The 13,197-nt window shown below is 62.8% G+C and carries 11 protein-coding genes; 9 read left to right on the top strand and 2 right to left on the bottom strand.

All coding sequences use genetic code 11. The features are described 5' to 3' along the window. The first annotated feature begins 148 nt into the window (after positions 1 to 148). From iaaH to BUS42_RS23660, 4 genes are all read left to right on the top strand, one after another. The gene (gene iaaH / locus BUS42_RS23675; RefSeq protein WP_074310241.1) at positions 149 to 1,636 is read left to right on the top strand and encodes an indoleacetamide hydrolase; all 1,488 of its coding nucleotides are present in this window, start codon (positions 149 to 151) and stop codon (positions 1,634 to 1,636) included. 198 nt (positions 1,637 to 1,834) lie between these two features. Further along, the gene (locus BUS42_RS23670) at positions 1,835 to 3,505 is read left to right on the top strand and encodes an ATP-binding protein (protein ID WP_254053698.1); all 1,671 of its coding nucleotides are present in this window, start codon (positions 1,835 to 1,837) and stop codon (positions 3,503 to 3,505) included. A 10-nt stretch (positions 3,506 to 3,515) separates the two neighbouring features. Then, positions 3,516 to 4,991: a sigma-54-dependent transcriptional regulator gene (locus BUS42_RS23665; protein ID WP_074310238.1), complete on the top strand. Its 1,476-nt coding sequence runs from the start codon at positions 3,516 to 3,518 to the stop codon at positions 4,989 to 4,991. Between the two features lie 824 nt (positions 4,992 to 5,815). Next, positions 5,816 to 6,625, top strand: coding sequence for a YoaK family protein (locus tag BUS42_RS23660; protein ID WP_074310236.1), 810 nt, complete (start codon positions 5,816 to 5,818; stop codon positions 6,623 to 6,625). A 408-nt stretch (positions 6,626 to 7,033) separates the two neighbouring features. Here the strand turns inward: BUS42_RS23660 and BUS42_RS45320 are convergent, their stop codons facing one another. After that, a complete protein-coding gene (locus BUS42_RS45320; RefSeq protein ID WP_254053696.1) occupies positions 7,034 to 7,804 on the bottom strand; it encodes a PDZ domain-containing protein in 771 nt (256 codons plus the stop codon). Continuing rightward, entirely contained in the window at positions 7,801 to 8,433 is a 633-nt protein-coding gene (locus tag BUS42_RS45315; protein WP_254053695.1) for a S1C family serine protease, read from the bottom strand. The genes BUS42_RS45320 and BUS42_RS45315 overlap by 4 nt, the downstream gene beginning before the upstream one ends. A gap of 501 nt (positions 8,434 to 8,934) precedes the next feature. Between BUS42_RS45315 and BUS42_RS23650 the strand changes: the two genes are divergently transcribed. From BUS42_RS23650 to BUS42_RS23630, 5 genes are all read left to right on the top strand, one after another. Further along, positions 8,935 to 9,264 (top strand): tetratricopeptide repeat protein, encoded by a 330-nt coding sequence (locus BUS42_RS23650; RefSeq protein WP_074310234.1) that lies wholly within the window; start codon positions 8,935 to 8,937, stop codon positions 9,262 to 9,264. Positions 9,265 to 9,475: 211 nt separating this feature from the next. Then, on the top strand, positions 9,476 to 10,612 hold the full coding sequence (locus tag BUS42_RS23645) for an iron-containing alcohol dehydrogenase (protein ID WP_074310232.1): 1,137 nt from the start codon (positions 9,476 to 9,478) through the stop codon (positions 10,610 to 10,612). Between the two features lie 212 nt (positions 10,613 to 10,824). Further along, the gene (locus tag BUS42_RS23640) at positions 10,825 to 11,994 is read left to right on the top strand and encodes a PP2C family protein-serine/threonine phosphatase (protein WP_074311386.1); all 1,170 of its coding nucleotides are present in this window, start codon (positions 10,825 to 10,827) and stop codon (positions 11,992 to 11,994) included. An 88-nt stretch (positions 11,995 to 12,082) separates the two neighbouring features. Further along, entirely contained in the window at positions 12,083 to 12,388 is a 306-nt protein-coding gene (locus BUS42_RS23635; protein WP_074310230.1) for an STAS domain-containing protein, read from the top strand. 134 nt (positions 12,389 to 12,522) lie between these two features. Further along, a complete protein-coding gene (locus tag BUS42_RS23630; protein ID WP_074310228.1) occupies positions 12,523 to 12,888 on the top strand; it encodes a response regulator in 366 nt (121 codons plus the stop codon). Positions 12,889 to 13,197 lie beyond the last annotated feature (309 nt).

Raw genomic sequence — 13,197 nt, 5'->3', positions numbered from 1 at the left:
AGTGGGGCCGCAGAGCGGCCAGGACGACATTCCCACGCAGAGCGTGGGAACGAGTTTCTCCCGCGAATTTCGGCTTCCGGAGCAGACAAACGTCCCGGTTTCCTTGCGACAGACTCGAAGAAATGGATCTTTCCAGGAGCACGCCAGTATGACATGGACCATCGATCAACAACTGGCGCTGACGGCCACCGAGGCCGTCGCCGCCATCCAGTCGGGTCGGTTGCAGGCCGTCGACTATGTTGCCACGTTGCTGGATCGCGCGGCGACGCTCTCGATGCTGAACGCATTGACCGCACTCAATCGGGACGGAGCGCTCAACGATGCGCGACGGATCGATGCGCTGCCCACTCACGAAAAATCGATGTATCCGCTCGCCGGCCTGCCGATCGTCGTCAAGGACAACATCAACACACAAGGCCTGCTGACGTCGGCCGGAACACCCGCGCTCGACACATTTATCCCGACAACGAATGCACCGTCGGTGCAGCGTCTGATCGATGCCGGTGCCATCATTGTCGGCAAAACGAATATGCATGAACTCGCGTTCGGCATCACGAGTACCAATTTCAGCTCGCACGCCGGGCCGGTGCGCAATCCGTACAATCCCAGCCTGATCGCGGGTGGTTCGTCCGGAGGCACGGCAGCCGCGATTGCCGGGCGGATTGTGCCGGCGGGTCTCGGCACCGACACCGGCGGTTCGACCCGCATTCCGGCCGCGCTGACCGGGATCGCCGGGTTTCGTCCCTCGGTCGGCAACGGTGGTCGTGAACGCCGCTATCACAACCCGAATGCCGTCGTGCCGATCAGCCACACGCGCGACACCGTCGGGCCGATGGCACGCACCGTCGCCGACGTCGCGATGCTGGACGGCGTCATGACCAGCGACGGTGAATTGCCCGCCGTCGCGCTGACCGGGTTGCGGATCGGCTTGCCCGCCGAGCTCTGGGAAGGGCTCGACAACGCCGTCGAGTCCGTTGCTAGGGCGGCACTGAGACGCCTCGAATCCGCCGGCGTGACGTGGGTGGACGTCGCGATGCCAGACCTGCTGCCGCTGAGCGAAAAAATCAGCTTTCCCGTGGCATTGCACGAACCGATCGACGGCCTGCGTGCCTGGCTGATCGCCAATAACGCGCCGGTCAAAACGATTGCGGAGGTGGCACTTCGGATCGCCAGCCCGGATGTCCGGCGGGCGTACGCCTCCGTAATCGCCGATGAATTCGGCGCCCATTATCAGGCCGCCATGACGACGTGGCGACCGCAGCTTCAGCAACTCTACTCCGCAACATTCGCCATACATCGGCTCGACGCCTTGCTGTTTCCGACCACGCTCCTGGCCGCCGTGCCGCACGATGAAATCAACGGTTCATCGACGGTCTCGATTAACGGCGGCGCCCCCGTCGACCAAATGAAGACGTACCTGCGCAATACCGATCCGGGCAGCATCGCCGGCATTCCTGGACTTTCCTTGCCGGCCGGGATGACCGACCAAGGCCTGCCCGTCGGCATCGAAATCGATGGCCCAACCGGAGGTGACCGCCGACTGCTCGCGATCGGAGTCGCGCTCGAACGGGTGCTCGGACCAATCGCCGCGCCGGTGATCTCACGCAGCAACGCGAACACACCTGTGATTTCTTAGGTTTCCTGGTCCCGTGGTCGTTGGCTTGAATCCGGACCACGACGAGTTTTGAAGGTCGCCGCCGCGGGGCCGCAAAAGGATTTGCTCATTGAACCGATTTTGCGGATAGTCGTTTCGTGAACCCCCGTGGCGAAATGCGTACCGCCACGTTGAACCTTCATGCGGTCTTGCTTCTTAAAACTGATGAATTATCAATTCTTGAGGCATAAAACCGCGTCGAACCTCCTCCCGACGAATCAAAGTGGTTCCCCGCGACTGGCCAAGCGGGTCCTGGCCCGTTTGATTGCGCCTGTGGTGGTGGTGAGCCTCTTGTTGATGGCCGTGGGATCGGTGGCTGCGTACTACGTGCACCAGCTTCAGCAGAACACCACGGATCTGCTGACCCGCGACGTCTCCGGGATTCGCGCGGCCGAGGAGCTCGTGATTACGATCCGCCAGATCGAGACCCACGTCGATCAGTTCCACCTCACGGGGGATCGTCGCCATCTCAACCCGATCCCGTCCCATCGCGGCGAGATCGACCGCTGGCTGGGCGAGGCCGAACGGCTGACGACCACGCATGAGGAGCGATCGCTGTTGGGTCAGGTCCGATCGGGTCTCGACCACTTCTGGGAAATCGTGACCGAGCAGCGCGAAGGAAAAGAAACCGAAGTCGCGGATGAAGCCACGCGTGACGATTTCACGCGGCACTTTATCTTAAAAATTTTGAACACATCTCAAGAGTATCTCGACGCCATGGAGGAGGAGGTCGAGACCGCCAGCGCCCAGAACCAGGCGATGCCAAGTCGAGTGGCCGTGGTGCTGCTCTTGCTGGGGACTTGCGGGGCGATTGCCGGACTGCTTGCCGGTTTCGGGATCGCGCGGGGGATCAGCCGCTCGATTGCCCAGCTCAGTATCCCGATTCGGGACGCGGCGGGTAAACTCAATGAGGTGGTCGGTCCGATCACCTTGTCGCCTGCCTGGGATATCGACAGCCTGGAAGCGGTGTTGCGGGAGATGGCCAACGAGATCGGTACGGTCGTGGCGCGGTTGGAAGTGAGCCGGCGCGAGGTGCTCCGCGGCGAACAGCTCGCCGCGCTCGGCCAGATGGCGGCCGGTCTCGCGCACGAACTTCGTAACCCGTTAACATCCATGAAGATCCTGGTCCAATCAGCCACCGAGCGCGGCGATGAGGCCGGTTTACGAGGCCGGTCCTTGGAGGTCCTGCTCGAGGAGATCACCCGGCTGGAGCATTCGATTCAGGGGTTCTTGAACTTTGCAAAACCGCCGGAGGTCGAAAAACGGGTCTTCGCGTTGAGCCCGGTGCTGGAACAAATCCTCGGACTCGTGTCCACCCAGGCGGCCCTCAAGTCGATCGAGATTTCGTACGACCTGCCCGAGGCGCCGACCATCATCGAGGCGGATATCGGTCATCTCCGCCAGGTGTTACTCAACCTGCTCATCAACGCCATGGACGCCACGCCCGAAGGTGGGACAATCCAGACTCGGATCGTGCATGACGCCGATCCCAACGCCAACCGCGCCGACCCGGGTCAAAAGCAAGGGGAGCGAGCCGATCAGGCGGCGGGCAGCGGTGGCAACGGCCCCGTGCGCTGGCTCTCGATTCAGGTTCTCGACCGTGGGTGCGGGCTGCCGGCCGAACTGGGGGACCGGATCTTCGAACCGTTCGTGAGTACCAAGGAGACCGGGCTCGGACTCGGACTCTCGATCTGCAAGCGGATTGTCGAAGCCCACGGTGGCCGGATCACCGCGACCGCAAGGCCGGGAGGGGGAGCCGTGTTCACCGTTCGACTTCCCTTCGTGGGAACGAGTTTCCCACCGAGCGAACCGAATCAACCGTTGCGGATTGACGAGCGCAATCGGACCTGACGGAGCCAATATGGAGGCGACTGTGTCCCGGCTACTTGTGGTGGATGACGAGCCGAACGTTCTTTTTTCGCTTCAGGAAAGCCTGAAGTCCGATACGCTCGAGGTGTTCACCGCACGCACGGCCAAGGAAGGGATCGAGCTCGCGCAACGGCAGCGGCCCGACGCCGTGATCCTCGACGTGCGGTTGCCCGACATGTCAGGCCTGGACGCGTTTGACCGGATTCGACAGATCGACGCACGCCTCCCCGTGATCGTGATCACCGCGTTCGCCGCGACCGAAACCGCGATCCAGGCCATGAAGCGCGGGGCCTTCGAGTACCTGCTCAAGCCGCTCGACCTCGGCGTGCTCCGCACCGTCCTGGCCAAGGCCTTCGAACAGAACCGGTTGACCCACGTGCGCGCCCTCCTCGCCGACGAGGAGGAACCGGAGGACGTCGCCGTCGACCGCATCGTCGGCCGCTCGCCCGCCATGCAGGAGGTTTACAAGGAGATCGGCCGCGCCGCCAGCCAGGACGTGACGGTGCTGATCCTTGGCGAGAGCGGGACCGGCAAGGAACTCGTCGCCCGCGCGATCTATCAACACGGGCTCCGCAGTGACCGGCCGTTCCTGGCGATCAATTGCGCGGCGATCCCGGAAACCTTGCTGGAGGCCGAACTCTTCGGCCACGAGCGAGGCGCCTTCACCGGGGCCGACCGCCGACGGATCGGCAAGTTCGAGCAGGCCGACGGCGGCACGATCTTCCTCGACGAAATTGGCGACATGTCGCCCGCCACCCAAGCCAAGATGTTGCGGATCCTCCAGGACGGACGGTTCGAACGGCTCGGCAGTAGCAACACGATCCAGGCCAACGTGCGTTTGATCGCCGCCACCAACCGCGACCTGGACTCCATGATCGCCGATGACCGGTTCCGCCAGGACCTGTTCTATCGACTCAACGTTTTCACCATCAGTCTGCCGCCGCTCCGAGAACGACGGATCGATATCCCGATCATGGTTGAACACCTCGTCAAGCTCTTCAATCGCGAGTTGGGCAAGCAGGTGCGCACCATCGCGCCGGAAGCGATGCGCCTTCTCGAAACCAGAGAGTGGCCCGGCAACGTCCGGGAGCTACAAGCCACGATCAAATATGCACTGGTCCATGCCACGGGCGATATCCTCACCCTGGATTGTCTCCCGCCAGCCCTCCGCGCCGACGCCGCCTCGCCCCAAATCATTTCCGAGACCAGCCCCGAACCCGAGCTGCTGGGCGTTGCCCGACTCGTTCGCAGCCTGATTCAGAGCGGGGACAACGACCTCTACCAGAAGGTGATTGCCGCCGTCGACCGGGCGGTCCTCAAAGAAGTGCTCAACTCCGTTCGCGGCAATCAATTCCGCGCCAGTGAGCTCCTCGGGATCTCGCGAAATACGCTACGGAGCAAAATCCGAGCGGCCAAGCTCGCCATCGAAAAGCAGGTTTGGTCAGAATTTGACCAGGAAGGTCAATAACTGCACGACCACGTTCGCCCCAGTCGCCCCATGCCTTACCGTCACCGCCAACCAACCAAACCGCACAAATGCAACAAGCGGCGATCTGGACCGGGGTTACGGAATTCGCAGTCAACCACAATCGATTCTCTCGTTCCGTGGTACGTCCCTTGCTTTCCATTCATGAAGCCACGCGAATCTCGGCAGCACCAAACTTCCGGGAGCCCCCCCTCGCGTGGCTCTTGAAACAAGGTTGAACGATGAGCCCAGGACACTTCAAATTCACGACGACGGATCGTCAGGGCGTTGCGAACTTGACGCGACGGACGGACGTCACGAGAGCGCGAGTCGTTAGGGACGCGACTCACCCGCCCTCGCGCAACGGCCAATCCCCCAGGCCGGGACATTCCCTGACATCAGCGTTTCGCTGACCGGTCCTGGTTGTTCGGCGTGATCGCACTCGTCCGGGCCGTGTGGATTTCCATCGCGCCTGACGAGGTGGCTCGGGGTCCCGAGACCATCGCCTAGATCTCGCGCACCGCGGGGCTTCAGCCAAAGCCAACCCACCGTCCCGCTCCAAAGTCAAGAAGCGACGGGGAACCGCGGAACGGCAGTCAATCGGCGACGGCGGTCAGCCCACACGAGGTCGGCCCGCTGTCCCCTTCGTAATGGTGGACCTGGTCGTCCGTCACGCTCAATTCTTCGCCGCTCTTTGCTACACTTGAATCGAAGTCGGGAATGGCTCGTCTCCTTGACGAACACCCGCCCGAAAAACATGTGCGTGACGGACGACGGATCCACTCGGTTTGACTATCGACATTGGCCCGGCACGACTTAATACATTAATGAATATTGATGTCTTCAAAAATGTGGTCGCCCCGCGCAATCAGGTTCTCTGGCTGATTCTGGCCTTCCAGAGCGGCTTCATGAACGCTGGGGGCTATCTCGCGGTTCACCGGTTTGTGTCGCACATTACGGGATACGGCACATACGTCGGTGTCGCGCTTGCCCAGAAGCAATACCTGGGCGCCTTCGAGATGGCCCTGGCGCCCCTCTTTTTTCTGGCGGGCGCAATCGTCGCGGGCTGGATCGTCGATCGGAAGATGATCCTCGGGGAGGCGCCGAATATCGAAGGCGGGATCATCACGCTGGCGGCCTTGAATTTATTCATTTACCTCGGTGAATTCTCGGAGTATCTGGGTACGTTCGGAGAACCTCTGGTCCTCCAGCGCGACTTTCTTTTGCTCTTCATTCTGTGCTTCGCGTGCGGCCTCCAAAATGGCCTCTTCGCCGGCGCGACGAAAGGGCAGATCCGCACGACCCACCTGACGGGCCCGGTCACAGACCTCGGCATCAACATCTCGAAGATCCTGACGCTTCGATCCGGCGACCCGGAGCGAAGCCAGCTCATCGCCATGAACTGGCTGAGAGTCAAAATCATCGTCGCGTTCTCAGGCGGGTCGCTCATCGCCGCCCTGGTCTTCACGGAGTTGACCTACGAGGGCTTCGCGGTCCCTTGCGCGATTTCGCTCTATCTCGTCTGGTACATCCGCAGGCTGAACCACAGCCACGAGCTAGAAAAACGCTCGGCGACGGCCACGACCATCGTTCCCGCGGAACCCAAGAGTGCGCCGAACAAAGTTGAGGCGTCGTAAAAGCGATCGCTCGAGCATACGCTCGCCTTGAAGAGGCGAGCGGGGAGCGTAAACTCCCTGTATGCTGGCCTCTTCCTACGCCAAGCAACAAAGCAAGCACCCGAGCATACGCTCGCCTCTCCAAGGGGAGCGTAAGCTCCCTGTATGCTGGCCTCTTCCTACTCCAAGCAACAAAGTCAGGCGACATACCACCTGACGATGTCCACGTCTGGTTCTGCCAGCCGACTCCAACGCCCGGCGACAAAGACAGGGAGCTTACGCTCCCCGCTCGCCTTGGAAAGGCGAGTGAAAACGAAGAAAAGGAGAGGGAGGGGGGAGCTCGCTGGCAACCGACCGTCGCTACGACCAGTGAGGGGGGATGGGCCGAGCGACGGGGCTTGCCGACTGGTGGGGATGAATGAGGACGGGTTAGCGGCTCAGGGTGTGGCGGGTGGTAGCGACTTCGGCGACGCTCATCGAGTGGCGCTGGAGGCCGTTTTGACGGACGATGTAGAACTGGAGGTGTTGCGACTGGGTGACCTCGGGCTGCCGCAAGATGAAGAGGATGTTATCGGGGCGGATCGTCTCCCAGTGCCGTTCGCCGACGTTGACGCCGACTAGGATATCCCCCTTCTGGATCTGCGCCTGAGCCCCCGGACTGCCGGGAGAGACCGCCTGAACGTACAGGCCGCCGCGAAGTTTGGGCGAGGCGGCAACGACGTACTCGGGCGTGACCGGCGTCGTCTTCAGGCCGAGCGTCCTCCAGACCTGTTCACCTGCTTCGACGGGAGCCGTGGTCCGAGGCAAAGGCTGAAGGCCGATCGCGACCGTCTGGTCCTGCCCCTTGCGGCGGATCCGAATCGAGGCTTGTTGACCGGCGCGGAAATCGAGCAGACCACGCTCGATGTCGAGTGGAGTATGAACATCCAGCTCACCCACGCGGATGACCTGGTCGCCCGCCAGGAAGCCCGCGACCGCCGCCGGGCTGTTCGGCTGCACGTCGACCAGCTCGACCTTCCGCACCGCACTGTTGCGGGTTTCGTCGGCCACCAGTCCGTGCCAGGTTGAGGCCAGCCGGCGCGTGCTGAGCATCTCGGCGGCAACCCGCTTCACATCGTCAATCGGCAGGGCGAAGCCAATCCCTTGGGCCCCGGCCCGCACCGCAACGTTGATCCCGATCAGCTCGCCGTCGATGTTCACCAACGCCCCCCCGAGTTCCCCGGGTTGATGCAGGCGTCCGTCTGAATCAGGTTGCGATAGACCTGCTCGTCGGAAAGCGTCACGTTGCGGTTCAAGGCGCTGACGATGCCCACCGAGACGGTGTTCTCATAACCGAACGCATTGCCGATCGTGATGACGTCTTCACCGACCAGGAGGTCGGCCGACGAACCGAGCGTGATCGCGGGCAAGACTCGGTTGGCGTCGATCTTCACCATCGCCAGATCCATCGCCTCGTCATGCTGGACGACATGCCCCGGGTAGCTCGTGCCGTCGGCGAGGTGGACCTCGATCCCCTGAACCTTATCCACGACGTGGTGGTTCGTCAGGATGTAACCGTGGCCATCGACAATGACCCCGGTGCCCATCCCGCTCACCCGCGGTCGCTGATTCTCTTCCGCCGTGAACGGCCAGCGGCTCGACGACGAAGCCTTCTTCTCACTCGAGATACTCACAACGCAAGGCTGGACTTTCTGGACCGCCTCGACCACGGGGGTCCGTCGTGACGAAGCGCAGGCCGGATGAGGCGCTGGCCACATTAGGACCGTCAGACCGATGAGCGCGAAACTCCAGACTCGCTCCGGTCCGCGTCGCTTCAAGAGCAGTGGCACGGTGGTGGTCCCCACTTGGGAATGACTGGGCCAGGTCGACGGCCCAGTTCGAGCCGAGGATCCTCGTTCGTTTGATCCGAAGCCTCGCAACGACCTCGGCTCTCAACCCTCTCGATACCAGGCTTCCGACTTGCTTTGGATCGGGTTGCCTGAATGCCCGGCTTGAGTGCAGACGACCAGATTTAGCCTAGCTTCCCCATCTATCTTAATTTTCGATAAATTCCACCCATTTTACCAACCAGCTCATGCAACCCCGTTTCGGTTGTGAACCTAGGAAACCTAAGCCGATCGGGTCAATAAATTGTGGTGAATCGGGTACAAAACCAGTTCGGTGCCTCAGGCGAGCCGGGTTGGCTCGTTCAAGCGGGAGGGATCAGGCAAAAACGTCCGGCTGCGAACGCGTTGACTTTGGTTGACAGTGAGCCGTGGGTGCCGTTAGGCTTGAACCCATCGTTCGGCACGAAAGGCGCGCCGGCGGCGTGCCCGGTTCGAGGGGGTGTGATGGCGGAAAAATCGTCGCGTCGAGTGGCTCTCGAGCAGAGCCTCGCCGAGGATCCGGCCGACTCGTTTTTGCGATACGGTCTCGCCTTACAATGCCTGCGTGAGGGGGACGTCGACGAGGGGCGGCAACGGTTGCTCGCGCTGATCGCCGACCATCCCGAAGACCAGGTCGCGGCCTACCAGCAACTCGGTCAGTCCTTCATGGAGTCGGGTGACTCGGCCCGTGCCGTCGAGATCCTCCGACTTGGGATCGAGAAAGCGAAAGTGCGGGGAGACTGGCACGCGGCGGGCGAGATGGATGGCCTGCTCGCACAACTCGGAGGGAATTGACGAGCCCCGGAGCACACGGTCGGTCGAGTTCCGCAACTTGAACCGCCGACAATCTCTCTGATGTCGCTCATCCGTTTCTCTTCGAAAGAGCACGTCATCCGACCGTCGCGTTTCGTAAATTCTTCTCATGCCGCGGTTCGATTCTTGTTGAATTCTCTGCGCAGTCAGCTCTGAATCCATGCCAAGCCAAGCCGCCTGCGACGGAGCCGTGATGCCCGCGACATTCACCTTTCCGAACCGAATCCTCTTCGGAGCGGGTGCGCGGAGGTTGCTGGGTGAAGAGTTGGCCCGCCTCGGCGTTCGCCGGCCCTTGGTGGTCACCGACCCCGGCCTGCGATCGACCGGGCTGGTCGACGAGGTCCTCTCGGGGCTGGACGACCCGGTCGTCTTCGAGGAGGTCCAGGCCAACCCGACCGAGGCCGACGTGCTGGCCGGCCTGGACCGCTATCATGCGCAACGGTGTGACGGCCTGATCGGCCTGGGCGGAGGGAGCCCGATCGACGCGGCGAAGGCGATCCGCCTGATGGCCACGCACCCGGGCCGGCTGGTCGACTATGACCTGACCACCGGCGGGCTCGAGCGGATCACACCGAACCTGCCGGCAATGGCCGCGATCCCGACCACCGCCGGGACCGGAACCGAGGCCGGGCGCGGCACCCTGATCCAGCTTCCCCAGACCGGGCGCAAGACCATCGCCCTCAGCCCGCACCTGTTGCCGAGCGTCGCCCTCTGCGACCCGGAACTGACCCGTGACCTCCCGCCGGTCCTCACCGCGGGAACCGGCATGGACGCATTCACACATTGCATCGAAAGCTACCTCTCGACCACGTTCCATCCGATTTGTGACGGAATCGCGCTCGAGGGACTGCGCTACATTTCGCGCGGGCTCGAGGCCGCCGCCCGCAACGGGACCGACCAGGCAGCCCGCGAATCCTTGATGATGGGGGCGCTGCTCGGCGGGATCAGCTTCTCGAAGGGGCTCGGCGTGATCCACTCACTGTCGCACGCCCTGGGGTCGGAGGGGCGGGTGCATCATGGGACGCTCAACGCGATCCTGCTCCCGCACGCCTTACGGTTCAACCGCGAGGTCGCCACTCCCCGCCTGTCCGACCTTGCGGCCCGGCTCGGCCTGGGACGGAGCGGCGAGGGCCCCGCGCACTTGATCACGCTGACCGAGCTGGTCCTGATCCGACTCCCCTTGCCGAAGCGACTCCGCGACGTGCCGGACCTCCGCCACGACCGGATCGCCGAGTATGCCCGCCTGGCGATGCTCGACCACTGTCACAAAACAAACCCCCGCCCCTGCACCCAGGCCGACATGGAAGCGATGCTCGACCGAGCCTGGTGAGGCCTCGACCACGTCAAGCGCGGCGGCGATGGGAGCCGAGCCAACTCCGGGGAGCGTTCCCCAATTCCCGAGTCGGGTCCCTGGGCATCCCCCCCCTAGACAGTGGTGCCTACCGCTCCGTATCGTGAGTACGTCTCACTCATTCTGATAAGCCCTAAACGATCCGAGCGTTCTCGAGGCGGTCGCTCCCGAGCGTGGCCGAGGAGATCGGGATGATGGCATCGCGTCGCATCTTGCTGGTTGAAGATAGTTCCACCATGCGCCGAATGCTCTCGACCCTGCTCCAAGACGAGGGCTACGAAGTCGCCCTTGCCAAGGACGGCAAGGAGGGGCTCGCCAAGGCTCGGGAAGTTCCTCCGGTCGACCTGATTCTCACCGACTTCGAGATGCCCGAGTTGGACGGCGCGGGGCTCTGCCGCGAACTCAAGGCGGACACGGACCTGCGCTCGATCCCGGTGCTGCTACTCACCACCCTCTGCGAGACCGAGAACAAGGTGCTCGGGCTCGATTCGGGCGCGGACGACTACATCCAGAAGCCGAGAAACCCCGAAGAAATCAAAGAGTTGTTCGCCCGGATTCGCGCCCACCTGCGGATTTCCGCGCTCCGTACCGAGCTCGCCGAGCGGAATCGGCTCCTCGAAGCCGCCCACAAGAAGCTGAGCTTCGAGCTGGACCTGGCCCGCAAGGTGCAGCAAGCGATGATGCCTCGACCGCCCCAGCCGCGCGGGGTGCTCCAGGTGGCCGTCCGGTACACGCCCGCCAATCAGTTGGGGGGGGATATCTACGACTTTTACCGGCTCGACAAGATGCGGCTCGGAATCCTGGTGGCCGACGTCTCGGGGCACGGGGTCAACTCGGCGATGCTCTCCGGCATGGTCAAAACCCTCGCGGCGCCCTTGTCGATCGCGGTCATGGAGCCGGGCGAACTGCTGGCCGGGCTCGACGTCGCCGGGGAACAGTTCTTTCCCGAAGGCTATTTCTGCACGGGGTTTTACCTGATCGCCGACGAGGAGACCGGCCTGCTCCGCTACGCGGGCGTGGGGCATCCCCCCGCAATCATCGTCGGCCCGAACGGCCCTCGGCTCTTGAATTCAAACCCAGGCATGCTTGGAATCGGCATGGTTGACGGCACGGCCGGCGACAGCGATCGGCTCGCCCCCGGGGAATCGTTAATCATGTACACCGATGGTCTCACCGATGCCATGGATCCCAGCGATGTCCTGTTTGGTGAACAACGTCTGAAGACGGTCCTCCAGGCCCACCACGGCGCCGATCCGTTGGAAATCCTCAACCAGGTCGACCAGGCGGTGGCCATCCACACCTCTCCCGGGCGCGCATCGGACGACATCAATATCATCGTCCTGCAATATCCCGTCAGGTGATTGCTCCCCCTGGCCATCGGCGCGTGGTAGACTGAATCGGCCCGAGAAAAAATTCGTTCGACCGAACCGGAAACGAGCGGCGTGCGCCATGTCCTTGGGAGACCTCGGATTTCAGACCGTCTCACTCTCGGGCCCGGCCACGCTCTATGAGCTGGCCGAGATTCGCGAGTCGTTGTTGGCGGCGATCGCCGTGGGAAAAGACCTGCGGATCGACCTGGAAACGACGGGTCCCTGGGACCTGGCCGGTTTGCAACTAATCATTTCCGCGACCGCGTCGGGACGGCGGGCGGGCCAGGCGGTCCGGCTCGTGAACGTTCCCCGGGTCTGTGTCGAAATCGCCGAACGTTCCGGACTATCAAACTGGCTGACCGGTGTCACCGACACCTTTCTTTGACGATTCAAGACGCTTAAATTCTCTAACAGCCGACAACCCGAACGCAGGTCAAGCGAGAAAGCGAAGGCCGTCGCCTTCACGTCCACGAACCGGGCCGGAAGCGCGACGCTGGCGGGGTCCAACACGGCACGTTCATGGGTATGACGATCTTGCATGCCGACGACAGCTCTGCGGTCCGCCGCTGGGTCGCCGCGCAATTCCAACATTCGGGCATCCAAGTTGTTTCGGCTGCCGATGGGAACGCCGCGCTCCAGGTCCTGCGTGAATCCCATTGCGACTTGCTGCTGACCGACCTGGAGATGCCCCACCTGGATGGCCTGCAACTGGCGGCCGCCGTCCGAGAGTTGCCGATGTACCGATTCTTGCCGGTCCTGATCCTCTCCACTCGACGCCCGAACGAGGTCGAGCCGGAGCGGCGCCTGGGAGTCACGGGTTGGATCGTCAAGCCGACCGATCCGGAACACTTGCGACGATGGGTCCGCCGTTCCCTGCCGTTCTAGAAAGAGGTCCAGAAAAACATTCGGATTCTTAGAATGATAAGACACGATTCTTGTCCCGTGGTTTGACAGAACGTCCCGCGGAGCTCGATGCCGATGGCAAAAAACACAACGACCCGATCCAGGGCGAGGAAGCCGCTCGCGACTCGTTCCCACGGTCCCCCGTGGGAGTGAAGTCTGGGACGCTCTGCGTCCTCGGCTTGCGAAGGCCAGACGACGCGGAGCGTCGGGGACGGCATTCCCACGGGGGACCGTGGGAACGAGGGTGATTCCTCGCTCTCTGGCGGGTTGTTGGAAAAACATGCTTGTATT

The organism is Singulisphaera sp. GP187 (genome assembly GCF_900129635.1).
In the GTDB taxonomy this organism is placed as follows: Bacteria; Planctomycetota; Planctomycetia; order Isosphaerales; family Isosphaeraceae; genus Singulisphaera.
This window is presented reverse-complemented; position numbering and strand designations above follow the sequence as displayed.